Source organism: Flavobacterium sp. SORGH_AS_0622 (assembly GCF_030818825.1).
Taxonomy (GTDB): Bacteria; Bacteroidota; Bacteroidia; order Flavobacteriales; family Flavobacteriaceae; genus Flavobacterium.
The window spans coordinates 304,537-324,055 of record NZ_JAUTAX010000001.1; the positions used below are offsets into that span (position 1 = coordinate 304,537).

At 32.3% G+C, this 19,519-nt stretch carries 18 protein-coding genes and 1 tRNA gene; 11 read left to right on the top strand and 8 right to left on the bottom strand.

From position 1 onward, the window contains the following. Positions 1–11: 11 nt before the first annotated feature. The 6 genes from QE431_RS01355 to QE431_RS01380 all read right to left on the bottom strand — a co-directional run bounded on the left by QE431_RS01355 (position 12) and on the right by QE431_RS01380 (position 3,368). The gene (locus tag QE431_RS01355) at positions 12–1,505 is read right to left on the bottom strand and encodes an MFS transporter (protein WP_307291840.1); all 1,494 of its coding nucleotides are present in this window, start codon (positions 1,503–1,505) and stop codon (positions 12–14) included. Positions 1,506–1,817: 312 nt separating this feature from the next. Further along, entirely contained in the window at positions 1,818–2,102 is a 285-nt protein-coding gene (locus QE431_RS01360) for a GIY-YIG nuclease family protein (RefSeq protein ID WP_134139137.1), read from the bottom strand. Between the two features lie 96 nt (positions 2,103–2,198). After that, positions 2,199–2,483: a GIY-YIG nuclease family protein gene (locus QE431_RS01365; RefSeq protein WP_134139139.1), complete on the bottom strand. Its 285-nt coding sequence runs from the start codon at positions 2,481–2,483 to the stop codon at positions 2,199–2,201. A gap of 96 nt (positions 2,484–2,579) precedes the next feature. Next, on the bottom strand, positions 2,580–2,864 hold the full coding sequence (locus tag QE431_RS01370; RefSeq protein WP_134139139.1) for a GIY-YIG nuclease family protein: 285 nt from the start codon (positions 2,862–2,864) through the stop codon (positions 2,580–2,582). 96 nt (positions 2,865–2,960) lie between these two features. Continuing rightward, on the bottom strand, positions 2,961–3,245 hold the full coding sequence (locus QE431_RS01375) for a GIY-YIG nuclease family protein (protein ID WP_134139139.1): 285 nt from the start codon (positions 3,243–3,245) through the stop codon (positions 2,961–2,963). Between the two features lie 50 nt (positions 3,246–3,295). After that, positions 3,296–3,368, bottom strand: a tRNA-Phe gene (locus tag QE431_RS01380). Between the two features lie 103 nt (positions 3,369–3,471). Between QE431_RS01380 and QE431_RS01385 the strand changes: the two genes are divergently transcribed. The 6 genes from QE431_RS01385 to QE431_RS01410 all read left to right on the top strand — a co-directional run bounded on the left by QE431_RS01385 (position 3,472) and on the right by QE431_RS01410 (position 10,422). After that, on the top strand, positions 3,472–4,206 hold the full coding sequence (locus QE431_RS01385; RefSeq protein WP_281867256.1) for a type III pantothenate kinase: 735 nt from the start codon (positions 3,472–3,474) through the stop codon (positions 4,204–4,206). After that, positions 4,199–5,425 (top strand): hypothetical protein, encoded by a 1,227-nt coding sequence (locus tag QE431_RS01390; protein WP_307291845.1) that lies wholly within the window; start codon positions 4,199–4,201, stop codon positions 5,423–5,425. The genes QE431_RS01385 and QE431_RS01390 overlap by 8 nt, the downstream gene beginning before the upstream one ends. 51 nt (positions 5,426–5,476) lie before the next feature. Further along, positions 5,477–6,028 (top strand): LPS export ABC transporter periplasmic protein LptC, encoded by a 552-nt coding sequence (gene lptC / locus QE431_RS01395; protein WP_057117648.1) that lies wholly within the window; start codon positions 5,477–5,479, stop codon positions 6,026–6,028. A gap of 206 nt (positions 6,029–6,234) precedes the next feature. Beyond that, the gene (locus QE431_RS01400; protein ID WP_307291851.1) at positions 6,235–7,491 is read left to right on the top strand and encodes a hemolysin family protein; all 1,257 of its coding nucleotides are present in this window, start codon (positions 6,235–6,237) and stop codon (positions 7,489–7,491) included. A 107-nt stretch (positions 7,492–7,598) separates the two neighbouring features. Then, positions 7,599–9,698 (top strand): peptidylprolyl isomerase, encoded by a 2,100-nt coding sequence (locus QE431_RS01405; RefSeq protein WP_281867258.1) that lies wholly within the window; start codon positions 7,599–7,601, stop codon positions 9,696–9,698. A 280-nt stretch (positions 9,699–9,978) separates the two neighbouring features. Further along, positions 9,979–10,422 (top strand): hypothetical protein, encoded by a 444-nt coding sequence (locus QE431_RS01410; RefSeq protein WP_057117644.1) that lies wholly within the window; start codon positions 9,979–9,981, stop codon positions 10,420–10,422. Positions 10,423–10,442: 20 nt separating this feature from the next. On the opposite strand, the gene QE431_RS01415 is transcribed toward QE431_RS01410, so the two are convergent. Further along, a complete protein-coding gene (locus QE431_RS01415; RefSeq protein ID WP_307291852.1) occupies positions 10,443–11,351 on the bottom strand; it encodes a GYDIA family GHMP kinase in 909 nt (302 codons plus the stop codon). Between the two features lie 72 nt (positions 11,352–11,423). Beyond that, on the bottom strand, positions 11,424–12,737 hold the full coding sequence (locus QE431_RS01420; protein ID WP_307291853.1) for a hydroxymethylglutaryl-CoA reductase, degradative: 1,314 nt from the start codon (positions 12,735–12,737) through the stop codon (positions 11,424–11,426). A 182-nt stretch (positions 12,738–12,919) separates the two neighbouring features. Here QE431_RS01420 and QE431_RS01425 point away from each other — a divergent pair, with 182 nt between their 5' ends. The 5 genes from QE431_RS01425 to QE431_RS01445 all read left to right on the top strand — a co-directional run bounded on the left by QE431_RS01425 (position 12,920) and on the right by QE431_RS01445 (position 19,473). Continuing rightward, positions 12,920–15,088, top strand: a complete 2,169-nt coding sequence (locus QE431_RS01425; RefSeq protein ID WP_307291855.1) for a S9 family peptidase — start codon at positions 12,920–12,922, stop codon at positions 15,086–15,088. 39 nt (positions 15,089–15,127) lie between these two features. After that, positions 15,128–16,804: a peptide MFS transporter gene (locus QE431_RS01430; protein WP_307291857.1), complete on the top strand. Its 1,677-nt coding sequence runs from the start codon at positions 15,128–15,130 to the stop codon at positions 16,802–16,804. Position 16,805: 1 nt separating this feature from the next. Further along, complete coding sequence (locus tag QE431_RS01435) at positions 16,806–18,290, top strand: peptide MFS transporter (RefSeq protein WP_057117690.1); 1,485 nt, start codon at positions 16,806–16,808, stop codon at positions 18,288–18,290. Positions 18,291–18,338: 48 nt separating this feature from the next. After that, complete coding sequence (locus QE431_RS01440; RefSeq protein WP_307291859.1) at positions 18,339–18,806, top strand: thioredoxin family protein; 468 nt, start codon at positions 18,339–18,341, stop codon at positions 18,804–18,806. 214 nt (positions 18,807–19,020) lie between these two features. Continuing rightward, the gene (locus QE431_RS01445; RefSeq protein WP_307291861.1) at positions 19,021–19,473 is read left to right on the top strand and encodes a thioredoxin family protein; all 453 of its coding nucleotides are present in this window, start codon (positions 19,021–19,023) and stop codon (positions 19,471–19,473) included. Positions 19,474–19,519: the final 46 nt, after the last annotated feature.

Below are 19,519 nucleotides of genomic sequence, written 5' to 3' on the forward strand. Positions count from 1 at the left end.
TTTTTTAAATTTTAAAGGTGAGTAGTTTTGTTTTTGTTGTCAATATATATCATTCCAATTACAAAGCAGATTCCTGCAATTACAATAGGATACCATAATCCGTCTAGATAATAATCTGGTTTTCCGGCCGATTTGGCGTGAGTTACAAAATAAGTAGAAATAGCAGGGAGTAATCCTCCAAATATTCCGTTTCCAACATGGTAAGGAAGCGACATAGATGTATATCTGATTTTAGTTGGAAACATTTCGACTAAAAATGCGGCAATTGGACCATAAACCATTGTTACAAATAATACTTGAATAAAAACCAAGAAAATTAAAGTCCATTTATCGCTTGAATTAATTGTTATTGAAACACTAGTTTGTACATCTTTTTTCTCCATGTACGTTTTTTTCTCCAATACGGTTGTGCCATCTGTGTATTTTTTTTCTATTGTGACAATAGAACTTCCGTTATCTTTTGTTTCAGTAGTTTCTGTCGGGTTTTCTACAATTTCGGTTTTTTGGTTTATATCTGTTGTATCGTACATCATCTTATAAATAGGTCTATAAGACAATATGGCAATCAGCATTCCGAACATCATAATATATTTACGCCCAATCTTATCGCTCAGCCATCCAAAAATAATAAAAAAAGGAGTTCCAATTAAGAGTGCAATACCTAATAATTCATCTACTTGCGAAGAGTCAACATTCATAACCGTTTTCATAAAACTCATGGCATAAAATTGTCCTGTGTACCAAACAACGCCTTGTCCCATTGTTGCTCCAAACAAAGCCAGTAAAACGAACTTCATATTATATCTGTTTCCAAAACTTTCTTTTAACGGATTTGTACTAGTCGTTCCTTCTTTTTTAGCTTTCGCAAAAACAGGCGATTCATCCATATTTTTTCTGATGAGATACGAAACGCCAACCATAGCAATAGAAACCCAGAAAGGAACACGCCATCCCCATAAATCGAAATCTTCTGGAGAAAGAATACTCTTGGTTGCTAAAATAACCATTAAAGAAATAAATAAACCGACAGTCGCAGTGGTCTGAATCCAAGAAGTCCAATAACCTTTTTGACCAGCTGGAGCATGTTCTGCTACATAAGTTGCTGCTCCGCCATATTCACCTCCAAGAGCTAATCCTTGTAATAATCTCAGAATTAGAACTAATAATGGTGCGAAAAAACCAATAGTTTCGTAACTCGGAATACATCCTATTAAAAAAGTAGATCCGCCCATTAATAATAAGGTCGCCATAAAAGTATATTTCCGACCAATAATATCTCCCAGTCTTCCAAAAAATAAAGCACCAAAAGGACGGACTACAAATCCGGCTGCAAAAGTGGCTAAAGTAGATAAAAATGCTGCGGTCGGATTATCACTGGGAAAGAACTTGGTTGAAATAACAACGGCTAAACTACCGAAAATATAGAAGTCATACCATTCAATCATGGTGCCCATAGAAGAGGCTGAAATTACTTTCCAAATGCCCTTAGTAGAAGTTTCGCTCATAAAACTGCTTTGAGATCTTATTAGTAAATGAATGTTAAAAATATAGCTTTACGAATATAGAAGTTATTTTTTTATTCAGTCAATACTTTTTTAACAAAAACTATTAATTTGTTGACTTATTGGATTAACCGTAAGTTTAGAAAGAAAAAACGCAAAGGTTCGCAAAGTTTTTAAAATTAAACTTTGCGAACCTTTGCGTTCTTTGCGGAAAAAAAAACAGAAAAGTGTAGAAAAACAAAAAACCCGAATATTTCTATTCGGGTTTTGTGGTACCTCCAGTCCCGAGGCTTCGGGAGAACCAGGGACACATATTTAGTTTCTTTTGGATAAAATATCTTTTAAAATTGACGGATCATTAATTATTTTATCATTAAAGGTTTTGCTTTTCATTCTTTTAATAAAGCGTTCCAAGTAAAGAGCTTCGTCTCTGTCAGTACAATTAAAAGTCAAAACGATTTCCCAGTCATTGGCAATCTTGGTAAAGGAATTTGAATAAGAGTGATTATTGTGTTTTATTACTCTTTCGTTTATGTTATTGGTTTCGCCGATGTAAAATTTTTGAGATGATTTTGAATAGAGAATATAGAGATAATGCATTTGAATGAGTATTAAAAAACACAAAACCCGAATATTGCTATTCGGGTTTTGTGGTACCTCCAGTCCCGAGGCTTCGGGAGAACCAGGGACACATATTTAGTTTCTTTTGGATAAAATATCTTTTAAAATTGACGGATCATTAATTATTTTATCATTAAAGGTTTTGCTTTTCATTCTTTTAATAAAGCGTTCCAAGTAAAGAGCTTCGTCTCTGTCATTACAATTAAAAGTCAAAACGATTTCCCAGTCATTGGCAATCTTGGTAAAGGAATTTGAATAAGAGTGATTATTGTGTTTTATTACTCTTTCGTTTATGTTATTGGTTTCGCCGATGTAAAATTTTTGAGATGATTTTGAATAGAGAATATAGAGATAATGCATTTGAATGAGTATTAAAAAACAAAAAACCCGAATATTTCTATTCGGGTTTTGTGGTACCTCCAGTCCCGAGGCTTCGGGAGAACCAGGGACACATATTTAGTTTCTTTTGGATAAAATATCTTTTAATATTGACGGATCATTAATTATTTTATCATTAAAGGTTTTGCTTTTCATTCTTTTAATAAAGCGTTCCAAGTAAAGAGCTTCGTCTCTGTCATTACAATTAAAAGTCAAAACGATTTCCCAGTCATTGGCAATCTTGGTAAAGGAATTTGAATAAGAGTGATTATTGTGTTTTATTACTCTTTCGTTTATGTTATTGGTTTCGCCGATGTAAAATTTTTGAGATGATTTTGAATAGAGAATATAGAGATAATGCATTTGAATGAGTATTAAAAAACAAAAAACCCGAATATTTCTATTCGGGTTTTGTGGTACCTCCAGTCCCGAGGCTTCGGGAGAACCAGGGACACATATTTAGTTTCTTTTGGATAAAATATCTTTTAATATTGACGGATCATTAATTATTTTATCATTAAAGGTTTTGCTTTTCATTCTTTTAATAAAGCGTTCCAAGTAAAGAGCTTCGTCTCTGTCATTACAATTAAAAGTCAAAACGATTTCCCAGTCATTGGCAATCTTGGTAAAGGAATTTGAATAAGAGTGATTATTGTGTTTTATTACTCTTTCGTTTATGTTATTGGTTTCGCCGATGTAAAATTTTTGAGATGATTTTGAATAGAGAATATAGAGATAATGCATTTGAATGAGTATTAAAAAACAAAAACCCGAATATTTCTATTCGGGTTTTGTGGTACCTCCAGGGATCGAACCAGGGACACATGGATTTTCAGTCCATTGCTCTACCATCTGAGCTAAGGTACCGTTGTGCGGTTAATGCGGGTGCAAAGATAGAATCATTTTCCGTTTATCCAAAACATTTTAAAAAAAAAATCAATTCGTATCTTCGCAGAAACAAAAAGTAAAAATGATTTTAACTGTTGATGTCGGAAACACCAGAATTAAAGCATCTGTATTTGAGGGAAATACTGCTCTGGAGAATTTTATTTTTGAGAAAAATGAACTGGAAGAAAAAATTGAAAAAATTTTAAAAAAATTTCCAAACTGCTCCGATTTGGTTGTTGCATCAGTAGGAAGTATCAAAAAACAATCCTTTTTAACTTTCGAAAATCAATTAAAAGTTCATTTTTTTACACACGAAGATGTATTTCCTTTTCATAATAAATACGCAACACCAAAAACATTAGGAATAGATCGAATGATTTTGGCTGCGGGAGCAACTTTAAAATTCCCCAAACAAAATAGATTGGTTATTGATGCGGGAACATGCATAACCTACGATTTTATCGACGAAAATGATAATTATTTAGGAGGAGCCATTTCTCCGGGTCTTCGCCTGCGTTATGAATCACTGCATAATTTTACGGCCAGACTGCCGTTACTTACATTAGAAAACCCTGAATCATATATAGGAAACTCAACGGCACAAGCCATACATTCTGGTGTTGTTAATGGTTTCGTCTATGAGATTGACGGTTTTATCGATGATTATCGCAGAGAGTTTTCAAATTTTATCATAATTTTAACGGGAGGTGATGCAGATTTTTTGGCTAAACGATTAAAAAATACCATATTTGCCAATTCAAATTTCCTTCTGGAGAGTTTGAACCAAACATATCAATATAAAATCGACAATGATTAAAAAAGTATTAATAAGCGCTTGTTTGCTTATATCGTTCGTTTCATTTGCTCAACAAGGTACTGCTTCACCTTATTCTTTTTTCGGAATAGGAGATGTAAGATTCAAGGGAACTCTTGAGAATAGATCTATGGCTGGAGTTGCAGTGGAGCAAGATACGATTCACTTAAATTTAGATAATCCTGCAAGTTATGCCAGTTTAATACAAACTACGTTTACCGTTGGGGGAACTTTTGCGACTTCTAATTTAAAAACAAGTACGCAATCTGAAAAAGCACAACGTAGTACTTTTGATTATTTAGCATTAGGAATTCCTATGGGAAAATTTGGTGCTTCTTTTGGTTTGATCCCAGTAACTTCGGTAGGATATAAAATTTTGAATAGTTCTGCGACAGAAGGAGATGTTAATTCACAGCTTGACGGAAAAGGCGGGGTAAACAAAGTTTATTTCGGATTAGGATATAAAATTATCCAAAATTGGAATATTGGTATAGATGCCCAATACAATTTTGGAAAAATTACAACAACAAGTGTAGAAGGTATTTCTGGTGTGCAAAATGGAACAGCAGAAGTAAATACATCTGAGTTATCAGGTATGGCTTTTAGCTTAGGAACGATGTATCAAAGAAAAGTGTACAAAAAGGTTAGTATATTTTCTAGTTTGAGTTATTCATTTGCCAGTAATCTAAGCTCAGATAATACAAGAGTAATTTCAGTACAAGGTGACCCTGATCCTTATATATATCCTGCAACTTCAACAAAATTAAAACTTCCAAATAAATTAAGCATTGGTTTAGGAATTGGTGAAGCAAGAAAATGGCTTGTAGGTGCAAATATGACTTTTCAAGGAGATGGACAGTTAGCAAATTATTACAATTCAGCTCAAAATGTGAGCTATGAAAGTTATTCTAAATATGCTCTAGGAGGATATTATCTTCCTAATTATAATTCGTTTACAAGTTATATGAGTAGAATTACCTATAGAGCTGGTTTGAAATATGAAAAAATTGGTTTGATTGTAAATAACGAATCAATTAAAGATGTCGGAATGACATTAGGAGCTGGAATTCCGATTCCAGGATCTTATTCAAATTTGAATTTCGGAATTGAATTTGGTAAAAGAGGTACAGTTTCTTCTAATTTAGTTCAAGAAAATTACGTGAATTTTAGTTTAAGTTTCTCTTTCAACGACAAATGGTTCGTGAAGAGTAAATTCCAATAAACATAATATTTTATCTTTTCTAAGCTCATTACAATTTATTACATTTGGCGAATGAATTTACCAAAGAGATATAGTCTGCTAGTTGTCACAGTTTTTGCTGTGACACTATTTTTTGGGTGCGAAAGTAATTTTAAAGATGTTCAGAAAATTAACTTCTCAGAGTTTGTTCCGGCAAGTGATGCAGATACAGTTAATATAAAATATACAGATTCTGGACGTATTTCAGGTATTTTAATAAGTCCTAAAATGCTGGATTATTCAAATCTTGATTTTCCTTTCACAGAATTTCCTAAAGGATTAGATGTTACTTTATACGACAAAAAGCAAAAGCGTACCTTTATAAGAGGAAATTATGCGGTTTCGTATAAAAATACAGGGATTATTGATTTAATTGGAAAAGTAAAAATCACCTCTGAAGCTGGACAGGTTTTGGAAACTGAGCAATTGTACTTTGATCAGAAAAATGAATGGTTTTATACCGAAAGAAAATTTAAACTTACCGATAAAAAAGGAGTTTCTCACGGTCAGGGAATAGATTTTAGTAAAGATTTTAAAGTGATTAATTCGCAGCGAATAAGCGGCGAAATTGAATCTGAAGAATAAAAATATATCATGGGTTATTTAAAATATACACAATTTATCTATATCGTATTTGCACTTTTTTTTGCTTATGATGGTATAGTGAAACTAAACGAAGGAGATGAAAGTTATCCCTTCTACTTTGTAATCGCAGGAATGGCTGTTTTTATGTTTTTCTTTAGAAGAAGGTTTCTTAATAAATACGATAACCGTAACAAAAAACAATAAAAATGGAAATTAGTATTATAATAATATGTTTAATACTAGCAGCCTTTTTCTCTGGAATGGAAATCGCGTTTATTTCCTCCAACAAAATTTACCTCGAAATAGAAAAGAAACAAGACGATTTCTTGTCTCGAATCTTAACTAAACTTACTGAAAATCCATCCAAATTTATTGCGGCCATGCTTATTGGCAACAATGTCGCTTTGGTTGTTTATGGCTTTTTTATGGGCGATCTGATTTTGAATTGGATGGCACATTTTGGTCTTGTTTTTTCGGATTGGTGGAATGTACTTGTTCAAACTCTGCTTGCCACATTTGTGGTTCTGTTAACTTCAGAATTTTTTCCTAAAGTATTTTTTCAGATTTATGCGAATTCTTTAATTAAGATTCTCGCTCTTCCGGCCTATTTATTTTACCGATTATTTTATTACATTTCAACTTTCTTTATTTGGATTGCAGATTTTGTGCTGAGTAAATTTTTTAAAACAGAAGGAAATCAGATTCAATTATTTAGCAGGATTGAACTTGGAAATTATATTACAGAACAAATGAGCACGGTTGAAGAGGATGAAGAAGTAGATTCTGAAATTCAGATTTTTCAAAATGCGTTGGAGTTTTCAGGAGTAAAGGCACGTGATATAATGACGCCTCGAACGGAAATTGTAGATATAGATTTGTTTGATACAGTTGATGACCTTAAAGCGTTATTTATCGAAACAGGATATTCTAAAATTATCATTAGCCAGAATTCTTTAGACGACATAGTGGGTTATGTGCATTCGTTTGATTTATTCAAGAAACCAGCGACAATAAAATCGGTTTTGATGACAGTTGAGTTTGTTCCTGAAACAATTTTAATAAAAGATGTCTTGACTTTATTGATTAAAAAGCGTAAAAATGTCGCAGTTGTTTTAGATGAATATGGCGGAACTTCTGGAATAATTACAATTGAAGATATTGTCGAAGAACTTTTTGGTGAAATTGAAGATGAACATGATTTAGATGAGGAATTAATCGAAGAAGAAATAGGAGAAGGCAAGTATTTGTTTTCGACAAGATTAGATGTTGAATATTTAAATGAAACCTATAAATTGATGATTCCTGAGGAAGATTCTTATGGAACTTTAGGAGGTTTTATTGTAAATCATACAAAAGAAATCCCGCAAAAAGGAGATAAAATTGTAATAGATAAGTACCATTTTTTTATAAAAGAGGCGTCAAATAAGAAAATAGAACTAGTCAAATTGACAATTAAAGATTGATTTTTTAAATTATTAAAAAAAAATGTGTAAAATAAAACGCTAGTTGTATTGTTATTAACTAGATAATTGTATTTTCGCAAACTGAATATAAAATTAACGATAATAAAATGGCAGTTTTAGCAAAAATTAGACAGCGTTCCGCTTTATTGATAGGAGTTATTGCACTTGCATTATTTGCATTTATAATACAAGATCTATTTACAAGAGGAACATTTGGTCAAAGTTCAAAAGATGTAGGAAGCATCGACGGAAAAGATATTTCATTTGAAGACTTTAGAGTTAAAGTTAGTAATGTTGAAAAAAGTGGGCAAGGTATTACTTCCACTGAAGCTGCAAACAGAGTTTGGGATCAAGAAGTTTCAATCGCTTTATTGTCATCACAATTTGATAAATTAGGATTGAGAGTAGGTGAAAAACACTTATTAGAAGTTTTAAAATCAGATCCAAACATTGGTAAAAACCCAATGTTCTTAAATGCAGCAGGAATTTTTGATGTAGTTAAATTTAAAGATTACTTCAAATCAAATCCAGAAGCAGCACAATACATCGCTCAAAAAGAGAAAGATGCAGAATTGAACGCAAAGTTTCAAATCTATAATACTTTAGTTAAATCAGGACTTTACACAACTGCTAGTGAAGGAAAGTTAAAGTATGAAATGGAAGCGAATAAAGTAAGCTTTGCTTACGCTGCAGCTCCTTACTCTTCTATTAAAGATAGTGAAGTAAAAATTTCTGATTCAGAAATTGTAGATTATATGAAGAAAAACGAGAAGAAATTCAAAGCGGATGCAACTCGTGAAATTCAATATGTTTTAGTAGAGGATAAAGCTTCTAAAGAAGATGAAGCTGAAATTAAATCAAAATTAAATGCATTATTGTCAGGAAGTGTAGTTTACAACGCTAAAACAGGTAAAAATGATACATTGCCAGGTTTTAGAACTGCAACAAATATCGCTGAATTTGTAAACGCAAATTCTGATGTTCCTTACGATTCTACGTATGTTCCTAAAAATGCTTTACCAGCTGTAGATGCTGATAAATTATTCAGCTTACCAGCTGGAGCAATTTACGGACCTTATGTTTACGGAAGATACTATGCAATTTCTAAATCTCAAGGATTTAAAGCTGGAGTTAACGCAAAAGCTAGTCATATTTTAATTGCATACGAAGGTTCTCAAACACCATCACCAAAAGAAAAAAGAACTAAAGAAGAAGCAAAAGCTAAAGCTGAAGAAATTTTAGCTCAAGTTCAAGCTAATCCAGATAGTTTTATGATGTTGGCTTTTACAAGTTCTGATGATTCATCTGCACAACAAGGTGGTGATTTAGGATATTTTGGTCAAAACCAAATGGTAAAACCGTTCAATGATTTTGTATTCAATAACGGAATTGGTAAAGTTGGTTTAGTAGAAACTCCTTTCGGATTTCACATTATCAAAATTACAGACAAACAAGACGGAATTCGTTTAGCTACAATTGCTCAAAAAATTGAGCCTTCTGAAGCTACATCTGATAAAGTATTTACTTTGGCAACTAAATTCGAAATGGATGCTGCTGACAAAGATTTCAATGCTGCAGCAAAAGAATTAGGTTTAAAAGTTGCTCAGCCTGTAAATGCTAAAGCTATGGATGAAGCGTTTGGACCATTAGGAAACCAACGTAACATTGTAAGATGGGCTTTTGATAAAGAAACAAGCAAAGGAGACGTAAAACGTTTTGAAATTGCAAATATCGGACACGTTATCGCTCAATATAAAGGTGAAAACAAATCAGGTTTAGTTTCAGTTACAATGGCAAGACCTTACGTAGAGCCAATCTTGAAAAACAAGAAAAAAGCTGAATTATTAAAAGCAAAAATGACAGGTTCAAGTATTGAAGCTATCGCTAAAGCAGCTGGAGTTGCTGTTCAACAAGCAACTGATGTAACTTTAGATAATCCAGTATTACCTGGTGGAGTTGGACAAGAGCCAAGAGTTGTTGGAAATGCATTTGCTTTAACTGCAAATAAAATTTCTGCTCCAATTGAAGGAAACACTGGAGTATATGTTGTAAAAAATATCAAAACAGTAAAAGCTCCTGCAATTGCTAATCACGCTGCGTATGTAGAGAAAGTAAAAGCTCAAAGCGCAAATGATGCAAGCAGAGTATTACCAGCGTTGAAAAACAATGCAAAAATTGAAGATAACAGATTACAATTCAATTACTAGTAAATAGTAACTAATACCATAAAAACCCGAAATGTCATTAAGATGTTTCGGGTTTTCTTTTTTTTTATTGAAAACTAAATAATTCTATTTTGTAATATTTTTTTGTTAATTATCTTATAGTATATAGGAATAATCGAAATTTAATTTAAAAAATTTGTGATATTCAAATTATTACAGTTAATTTGTCCAGAATTTAAAATTTAACATATTTTTAGCGTTTAAATTACTGTTAGAAAGACAATTAAAACAAAAATCAAATATTTTACTAAATAAACATTTAATGTTTTTTACTTTAAAAATTTTTAAAAAGAAGCCAAGAGTATATACCAAAATTGAGAGTCATATCTTTGGGATTATTACCGAGCTTTTAAAAGTTAGCAGTACCGACATCAATGTTGATGAATTGGGTGGAAAGTATTATTTGAGTAACGAAGAACAGCATTTTAAAGTTACAATCTTGAGTAACGATTATGTAATAAGATTGACTAATACACATGATTCTGTAGCCGAAAAATATGATAAGATCTTTGTTGAAGATGTTTTAAAGGCAGTAAAAGAAGAAAAACACCGCAGAATGGAACTTGTTTATGATTCTATTACAAACAGTATCGAAAAAATGGCTGAGCGTTTGCACAACAGACTTATTGAATCAAACGAACAAGAAAGCCAGTCAGTTCGTCGTTTAGAGACAAAAGACGTTAAAAACAAGAAAGTTAACTATTGATGACTTTGTAGAAAAACATTCTACAAAATCATTTCTTCGTAAGTTAAAATAGTTTCGTATCCTTTATTGGAGAAGTATTCTTTAGGGTTCTCTTTTGAAACTACCATAACAAAATCACCACCCCAAGCTCCAAGACTCTTTATTACACCCTTAAAATCTGGAAAAAGAGCTTCTTTTATAGTCTGCATCTCTAAAATATTACTTAGGTGAATCTCATGTTTTTGAACTGCTGAAGCAAATTCTTTTAGTGTTTTAGCATTCAGAATAGCGTGCGTGATTTTATTGTTTTCGGCAACACTTTGCGCTAAATGATGATTCTTATTATTGTTGTATGCATATATTGCAGACTTACTATTTTGTTTTTTATTCAAATAAACAAAAAAGATATTTTCTTTATAGTCAGGGTTAAACTCAACTTGTTCAACAAAGTTATCTTTTACACGATATATAACAGGTGTATTATTCTGAGCGCAGGCAATATCATAGCCACTTCCGCCAAAACTATTATTTAATAATGTAAATGCATTAATATTTGCCCATTGCGCAATATTATTTATGAGAGTTGAAGAAGTTCCTAATCCCCAGTTTCTGGGAAACGATAGATGAGTACTCACTTTGAAACCTTCCGCTGAATCTATAAATTTTGGATTTAAAGCATAAGCTTCGTGAAGAATATCAATCAAAGTAGATTTTACAGTTTCGATTTTTGCTTCTGGGCGATTTATGATTTCGTCAAATGAAATTGTTTCTTCAAACCATAAATGTTCATCATAGTCATAACTTTTCCATTCAATTTCTTTATTTTCGCCGCTTTCAATTACCAGATTTTGACCGAATTTTGCAGGCAGCGCAAAAGCTTCCGCTCCGTCTAATACTAGATATTCTCCAGCAATTAAAAGTTTTCCGTTACTGTAAAATGTTTTTTTCATTCTATATTTTTTAGCTGTCATATCTCACTTCGCATTTTGAGCAAAGGCGAAGAGAAATTGACAGCTTTTGAATTATTTTCTCAAGTTTTCAATAAAATCTACCACAGCGCTATGAGTAACGGCTGTTTTTTTAAAATGCGCCTTAATTAGACGGCGTTCTTCATCGGTAGCTTCAAATTGATTTATAATATTATTTAAGTGCATTTTCATGTGACCCTCTTGAATTCCAGTAGTTGTTAAAGACCGAAGAGCTGCGAAATTTTGTGCCAAACCAGCAACAGCAACAATTTCCATTAATTCCTGAGCAGAAGGATTTTCTAATATCTCTAAACATAACTTTACTAAAGGATGTAAAGAAGTTAATCCGCCAACTGTACCTACTGCAAGTGGAATTTCGAGCCAGAAAGTAAAAATTCCGTTTTCGATTTTTGCATGAGATAAACTAGCATATTGTCCATTTTTAGAGGCATAAGCGTGTACGCCGGCTTCTACAGCTCTAAAATCATTTCCAGTTGCTAGAATTACCGCATCGACACCATTCATTATACCTTTATTATGAGTCACTGCTCTAAAAGGTTCAACTTCTGCAATTTGAACAGCTTGCACAAAACGCTTAGCAAATTCTTTTGGGTTTGTAATATGCTTTTCTGCTAATTCTTCAATCGGACAAGCAACTTCAGCCCTAACCAAGCAGTTTGGAACATAATTAGACAAGATACTCATAATGACTTCTAATATTTCGCCATTTTCGCATAAGTCGCTATTTTGTGCTTCTTCTTTTAAAGTTGATGCAAATTGTTCTAAACAAGAATTGATAAAATTCGCGCCCATGCTGTCTTTGGTTTCAAAAGTAGCGTGAAGCTGATAGTAGTTTTCTAGGAGACTTCTTTTATCTTTTAGTTTAATATCTAAAATACCGCCGCCACGTTGCTGCATATTCTTAGTAATGGCTTGGGTTTCTGAGAAGAATTTCGGTTTTATTTGGTCAAAAAAGCTATTTAGTTTTTCTGCATCACCATTAAAAGTAAAATGAACCTGGCCAATTTTTTCTGTATTAATTATAGTTGCTTTGAAGCCGCCTCTTGTAGACCAATATTTTGCTGCTTTAGAGGCTGCTGCAACAACGGAACTCTCTTCAATAGCCATTGGGATGGTTTTGTATTTTCCGTTGATTAAAAAGTTTGGAGCAACTCCAAGTGGGATATAAAGGTTTGTAATGGTGTTTTCGATAAATTCATCATGAAGCTGCTGAAGCTTTTCGTCTGAATTCCAGTAATTTCTTATAATATTTTGCACCTCTTCAGGGTTCGAAAAATATTCATTTGCAATCCAGTCAATTTTTTCTTTTTTGGATAATTTAGAAAATCCAGCAACCGCGTTGTTCATTCTCAGTATATTAAATAATAATGTTGCGGCAAATATACCATTTTAAGAGATTTGTTTAAAATGTATTTTAAAAATGGAAAGTACGCAATCGTTATTTTTTTTAACATTTAACACTTAAAATGTGTATTATGTTTATTTTTTTTACTAAAATTGGGCTCTTTTTTATATTTAAATTAATTGTAATGAGTACAAGTAAAATTACTGTAATACTTTTATTTCTAGTTGCGACTGTTTTTGGCCAACAAAAAATCACTATCGAAAATATTTACGGCGGAGCATTTCGAGCAAAAGGAATGGCTGAATTGCAATCGCTAAAAAATACAGATCAATATACTGTTTTAGATGTAGATCAAGGAAGCAGAAGTATGCAGATTGGTCTTTATGATTTTGGAACTTTGAAAAAAGTATCGAATTTAATTGATACTAAAGATCATAAAGAATTGGCAAACGGAATTGACAGCTATACTTTTGATGCTTCAGAAAAAAAGATTTTAATTGCGTCTAATACCAATCAAATCTTTCGCCACTCGTTTACAGCTGATTTCTACTTATATGATATAGCTTCAAAAACATTGACAAAACTTTTTGATCAAGTACAAGAACCAACTTTTTCTCCAGACGGAACTAAAATCGCTTATGCAAAAGAAAATAACTTATATGTATACGATGTTAATTCTAAAAAATCGACTCCAATTACAACAGACGGTAAAAAGAATGCTGTAATTAATGGTATTACGGATTGGGTTTATGAAGAAGAATTTGCTTTTGTCCGTGCTTTTGACTGGAGCAAAGACAGTAAAAAAGTAGCTTATATTCGTTTTGACGAAAGCCAGGTTCCTGAGTTTTCAATGTCAATGTTTCACAAAGATTTATATCCTACAATTGAAACATTTAAATATCCAAAAGCTGGAGAGAAAAACTCAGAAGTTTCATTACATATATACGATGTAGCTGCTGGAGCAACTAAAAAGGTGGATTTAGGAAATTACAATGATTTTTACATTGCAAGATTACAATGGACAAACGATGCAAATGTACTTTCTGCTCAAGTTTTAAATCGTCACCAAGACAATCTTGATTTGTTATTTGTTGACGGAACTACCGCTGCTGCAAAAGTTGTCTTGAATGAAAAAGATAAAGCTTATGTAGATGTAACAGATAATTTGACTTTCTTAAAAGATAATAGTTTTATCTGGACAAGCGAAAAAGACGGTTTTAACCATATTTATTTATATGATAAAACAGGAAAACTTAAAAATCAAGTTACAAAAGGAAACTGGGAAGTAACTTCTTACTACGGTTTTGATGAAAAAACAAAAACTATTTTCTACCAATCTACAGAAAATGGCTCAATTAATAGAGATCTTTACAGAATTGGATTAGACGGAAAAAATAAATTGCGTTTATCTAAAAAAACTGGAACAAGCGCAGCAACTTTCAGTCCAAACTTCCAATATTTTATTACTACTTTCTCTAGTAATTTACAACCTACGACTTATACTTTGAATGAGTCAAAAACTGGAAAAGAAATTCAGGTTATCGAAAACAACCAAGCTCTTTCAGATAAATTAAAATCTTATAATCTGCCTGCGAAAGAATTCTTCGTTTTAAAAACAGCTAAAGGAAATGAATTGAACGCTTGGATTTTAAAACCAAAAGATTTTGATCCTTCAAAAAAATATCCTGTTTTTATGTACCAATATTCTGGTCCAGGATCACAACAAGTAAATAATGACTGGAATAATTCTGATGATTATTGGTTTTTATCATTAACACAGCAAGGTTATATCGTAGCTTGTGTTGACGGAAGAGGGACAGGTTTTAAAGGAGCTGATTTCAAAAAAGTTACTCAGAAAGAATTAGGAAAATATGAAGTAGAAGATCAAATCGATGCAGCTAAAGTAATCGGTTCTTATCCTTATGTTGATCCTGCTAGAATTGGAATTTTCGGATGGAGTTACGGAGGCTTTATGGCTTCTAACTGTATTTTCCAAGGAAATGATGTTTTCAAAATGGCAATCGCTGTTGCTCCTGTAACAAACTGGAGATTTTATGACAGTGTTTACACAGAAAGATATATGCAGACTCCTCAGGAAAATGCAAGCGGATACGATCAAAACTCGCCAATTAATCACGTTGACAAATTAAAAGGTAAATTTTTATTGATTCACGGTTCTGGAGATGATAATGTTCATGTTCAGAATTCAATGCAAATGATGGAAGCTTTAATTCAAGCTAACAAACAATTTGATTCTCAAATCTATCCAGATAAAAATCATGGTATTTACGGCGGAAAAACTAGAGTTCAGCTTTATAATAAAATGACTAATTTTATCAAAGAAAATTTATAATCTAAATCTTTTAAACTTAATTAAATAAGCGAATATAATATGGGAGAAAATCAAGTAAAAACTGCGCATCCAAAAGGACTTTGGGTATTGTTTGGAACGGAGATGTGGGAGCGGTTCAATTTTTATGGAATGCGGGCTTTATTGACTTTATTTCTTGTAAATTCATTATTAATGAAAGAAGAAGAAGCCTCATTAATTTATGGAGGTTTTCTTGGACTTTGTTATTTAACACCAATGCTTGGTGGTTTCGTAGCCGATCGTTTTTTAGGAAACAGAAACTGTATCCTATTAGGAGGATTGCTGATGGCAATTGGACAAATGCTTTTATTTACAAGTGGAAGTATTTTTGAATCTAATTTGAGCTTAGCAAAAATTGTAATGTATTCTGCACTTGGAGTTATCGTATTTGGTAATGGATTCTTCAAACCAAATATTTCAAGTATGGTGGGAAGTTTATACCCTAAGCAGGAAAAAACAAAATTAGATAGTGCTTTTACTATTTTCTATATGGGAATTAACATTGGTGCTTTTTTAGGCCAGTCCATTTGTCCTTTATTAGGAGATGTTAAAGATGCAGGAGGAATTAGAGATATTCACGCTTTTAGATGGGGATTCATGGCAGCTTCTGTTGCGATGTTGTTAGGAACAATTCTTTTTTACTTCTTAAAAAATAAATATGTAGTTTCTCCAGAAGGAAAACCATTAGGAGGATTACCTTCTAAAAATGATGCTTCAGATTTTGAAGAAGGAGAGGCACAAAAAGCTAATTTTTCGAATAAAGCTTTATTGATGGCTGGAGTTGCATTTGTTGCTTTAGGATTCTTTTTCCATTATGCTGTAGGTCAAAATTTAATTTACACTTTGATTTATTCAAGTGGATTGGCATTGGCGGGATTAATTATATCTGATACTTCTTTGACTAAAGTAGAGAGAGATAGAATTATTGTAATTTATATCGTATCATTTTTTATTATTTTCTTCTGGGCAGCTTTTGAGCAGGCAGGTTCATCTCTGACTTTTATCGCTGATAACCAAACAGACAGACATTTCTTTGGCTGGTTAATGCCGCCTTCGATGGTTCAGATTTTTAACGGATTGTTCGTTGTAGTTTTAGCAGTTCCATTTAGTATTTTGTGGGATACTTTAAGAGCTAAAGGCAAAGAACCAATTTCTCCAGTAAAATTAGCTGTTGGTTTAGTGGTAATTTCTATCAGTTTCTTAATGATTGCAACTCAAGTTTCTTATATCGGAACTTCTGGATTATTATTGGTTAAATGGTTGATTTTATTATATTTCTTAAATACTTGTGCAGAGTTATGTCTATCTCCAATTGGATTATCATTGGTAGGTAAATTGTCTCCAAAACGTTTTGCTTCTTTGCTTTACGGAGTATTTTTCTTGTCTAATGCATCAGGTTATGCATTAGGAGGAACTTTAGGTTCTATTTTACCTGCAACTGGAGATAAATTTGCAAAAGCAAAAGAATTAGGAATCGATCTTCAAGCAGTTTTAGATAAAAAATTAATTCCAACAGCAGATCAGTTAGCATTGTTAGATCAGCACCAAATTAGTGCTTATAATCCAGTTTTTGCAGGATTTGAAATTCATAACTTATATGAATTCTTTATGGTTTTTGTGGTTCTAACAGGAATTGCAGCGATTTTATTATTTGCTTTAACGCCATTATTGAAAAAATTAATGCACGGTGTTAGATAAAATGGAAAAAAACATTACACTAGAAGAAATTCAAAATTTTGAAGGCAAGTACCCAAAGCAATTGTGGTACTTGTTTTTTGTTGAAATGTGGGAGCGTTTCTGTTTTTACGGAATGCGGGGCGTACTTACAATTTTTATGGTTGATCAGCTTTTCTTAAAAGAAGATCATGCCAGTTTACAATACGGAGCCATTCAGGCTTTTGTTTATGCTTTTACATTTGTCGGAGGTATTTTTGCCGATAAAATATTAGGATTTAAAAAATCGCTTTTCTTTGGTGCAATCGTAATGATTCTAGGGAATCTTTTAATTGCGGTGTCGCCTCACGATTTATTCTATTACGGAATTGCTTTCTCAATTATTGGAACAGGTTTTTTTAAGCCAAATGTTTCGTCAATGGTTGGTGAATTGTACAAAGAAGATGACGGCAGAAGAGATGCAGGTTACGGAATGTTTTATGCTGGGATAAATGTTGGAGGTCTTTTTGGAGGTGCTCTTTGTGTTTATTTAGGAAAATATTATTCTTGGCAGTTGTGTTTTTTATCGGCGGCTTTAGTAATGTTTTTAGGGTTGATGACATTTTTATTCACTAAAAAATATTTAGGTCCAATTGGAGATTCTCCATTATTGAATTTAAAACCATCTGCAAGGAGAATTCGTGAAATTGCAGTTTACGTACTATCGCTTTTAAGTATTCCATTTATTTTTATAATGGTAAAGAATACTGATTATACAGATTATTTCATGTATACAATTGGAATAATTGCCGTATTGTATTTTGCTTACGAATTAATGAAATTGGGAGATATTAAACTGCAGAAAAAGCTGTTTGCAGCATTTTTGTTTGTGTTTTTCTATCTTTTATTTAATGCGATTTACGAACAGAGCGGAGGATCATTGTCGCTTTTTGCTAAAGATAATCTAGATGACAAACTTTTGTTTTTCAGCATTGATCCGAATATTATAAACAACAGTTCTAATACTTTCTTTGTGGTTGTTTTAAGCCCGCTGATTGGTTTGTTGTGGATCTGGATGGGTAAAAGAAAAATTGAGCCTAATACATTGATTAAATTCGGAATTGGATTCTTGTTTTTAGCAGCTTCATTTTATATTTTTTATTTGACTAGATTTTTTGCTAATGCTAAAGGAATTGCATCTTTAAATGTTTTTACTTTTGCTTATTTGGTAACAACAATAGGGGAGCTATGTTTAGGACCAATCGGAATGTCTATTATTACAAAATTGTCTCCAAAAAGATTATTTGGAATGATGATGGGATTATGGTTTTTGGCAAGTGCATTTGGGCAATTGGCAGCAGGAAAGTTAGGAGCAGAAATATCAAGATCTAATACTGGAGATACATTACTTTCTAAACTACAATCGTATACAGAAGGTTATTATCAATTAGCTATTTATTCTCTTGTGGCAGGAGTTGTTTTAATTGCAATTTCGCCATTGATTAAAAAATTGATGCAGGAAGTAAAATAGATTTTATTGCAATCTGTTTTTGTGTAAATTTGTGAAAAATTTCTCATTATGAAAAAAATAGTACTTATTGCTTTATTTTTAATTGGTGCTGCGAATGTTCAAGCACAGGAATTAAAATGGTATACAGACGTTAGAGAAGCGATTACTGTAAGTAATAAAGAACAAAAGCCTTTATTAATGTTTTTTACAGGCAGTGATTGGTGTGGGTGGTGCATTCGTTTACAGAATGAAGTTTTAAAAACAGACGAATTTAAAAAATGGGCATTAAGTAATGTAGTTCTGGTAGAATTAGATTATCCAAGAGGTGTTCCTCAAACTCCAGAGCTTAAGAATCAAAATAATGAATTGCAGCAAGCCTTCGGGATTCAGGGTTTTCCAACAATTTTCTTCACCAGTGCAGAATCTAAAGATGGAAAAGTAAATTTTAAAGGTCTTGGTAAAACAGGATATGTTGCCGGCGGACCATCGGCTTGGCTGACTGTTGCAGAAGGAATTGTTCATCCAAAGAAATCATAAGTTTAAAACTAAAATAAATATAAAGCCCCTTACATTGTAAGGGGCTTTTTTTTGTTTAGTAAGAAAAATTTTTCAATCGCCTTTCGTTATTTTGAGTATTTGTTATTTTATTATAGATAAAAAAACATATAATGTATTTTTTGTGCTAATAAAAATTGGAAAATTAAAATATTATGTTAATTTCGTCATGCTAATCTAACCAAAACCAATTAATATGACTAAAAAACTACTTATCCTACTGTTTTTTTTAGGTTCATTTATGATGCAAGCGCAAAATCTAGCATGGAGAACTAACATGACCGATGCTATTGCAATAAGTAATGACCAGAAAAAACCAATGCTGATTTTATTCACTGCCTCAGGTGTACCAGAAAATCTTCAAAATGAAATCTTTAAAACTCCTGATTTTGCCGTTTGGTCACGTGATAATGTGATTCTGGTAAAATTAGATTTATCAGACATGAATGCTTCGGATAGTGATCGTGAACAAAATGTAAAATTGAAAAATGCATTTGGTGTTGAAGATCTTCCAGAAGTATGTTTCGCAATGGCATCAATAAGAAAAAACAAAACTACATTTAGCGCTCTAGGCAAAATTGCCTATAAACCTGGAGGAGCAAAAGCTTGGATTGCAGAATCGAATTCGATTTTACATCCAGCTGAATAATACGATTACATTTAACTTTTATTTTAATTTTTTAATCCCTTTTTGT

Excerpts from the sequence above, each read along its gene's own strand:
- QE431_RS01355 (WP_307291840.1), bottom strand. The coding sequence starts at position 1,505 with ATGAGCGAAACTTCTACTAAGGGCATTTGGAAAGTAATTTCAGCCTCT.
- QE431_RS01360 (WP_134139137.1), bottom strand. The coding sequence starts at position 2,102 with ATGCATTATCTCTATATTCTCTATTCAAAATCATCTCAAAAATTTTAC.
- QE431_RS01365 (WP_134139139.1), bottom strand. The coding sequence starts at position 2,483 with ATGCATTATCTCTATATTCTCTATTCAAAATCATCTCAAAAATTTTAC.
- QE431_RS01370 (WP_134139139.1), bottom strand. The coding sequence starts at position 2,864 with ATGCATTATCTCTATATTCTCTATTCAAAATCATCTCAAAAATTTTAC.
- QE431_RS01375 (WP_134139139.1), bottom strand. The coding sequence starts at position 3,245 with ATGCATTATCTCTATATTCTCTATTCAAAATCATCTCAAAAATTTTAC.
- QE431_RS01385 (WP_281867256.1), top strand. The coding sequence starts at position 3,472 with ATGATTTTAACTGTTGATGTCGGAAACACCAGAATTAAAGCATCTGTA.
- QE431_RS01390 (WP_307291845.1), top strand. The coding sequence starts at position 4,199 with ATGATTAAAAAAGTATTAATAAGCGCTTGTTTGCTTATATCGTTCGTT.
- lptC (WP_057117648.1), top strand. The coding sequence starts at position 5,477 with ATGAATTTACCAAAGAGATATAGTCTGCTAGTTGTCACAGTTTTTGCT.
- QE431_RS01400 (WP_307291851.1), top strand. The coding sequence starts at position 6,235 with ATGGAAATTAGTATTATAATAATATGTTTAATACTAGCAGCCTTTTTC.
- QE431_RS01405 (WP_281867258.1), top strand. The coding sequence starts at position 7,599 with ATGGCAGTTTTAGCAAAAATTAGACAGCGTTCCGCTTTATTGATAGGA.
- QE431_RS01410 (WP_057117644.1), top strand. The coding sequence starts at position 9,979 with ATGTTTTTTACTTTAAAAATTTTTAAAAAGAAGCCAAGAGTATATACC.
- QE431_RS01415 (WP_307291852.1), bottom strand. The coding sequence starts at position 11,351 with ATGAAAAAAACATTTTACAGTAACGGAAAACTTTTAATTGCTGGAGAA.
- QE431_RS01420 (WP_307291853.1), bottom strand. The coding sequence starts at position 12,737 with ATGAACAACGCGGTTGCTGGATTTTCTAAATTATCCAAAAAAGAAAAA.
- QE431_RS01425 (WP_307291855.1), top strand. The coding sequence starts at position 12,920 with ATGAGTACAAGTAAAATTACTGTAATACTTTTATTTCTAGTTGCGACT.
- QE431_RS01430 (WP_307291857.1), top strand. The coding sequence starts at position 15,128 with ATGGGAGAAAATCAAGTAAAAACTGCGCATCCAAAAGGACTTTGGGTA.
- QE431_RS01435 (WP_057117690.1), top strand. The coding sequence starts at position 16,806 with ATGGAAAAAAACATTACACTAGAAGAAATTCAAAATTTTGAAGGCAAG.
- QE431_RS01440 (WP_307291859.1), top strand. The coding sequence starts at position 18,339 with ATGAAAAAAATAGTACTTATTGCTTTATTTTTAATTGGTGCTGCGAAT.
- QE431_RS01445 (WP_307291861.1), top strand. The coding sequence starts at position 19,021 with ATGACTAAAAAACTACTTATCCTACTGTTTTTTTTAGGTTCATTTATG.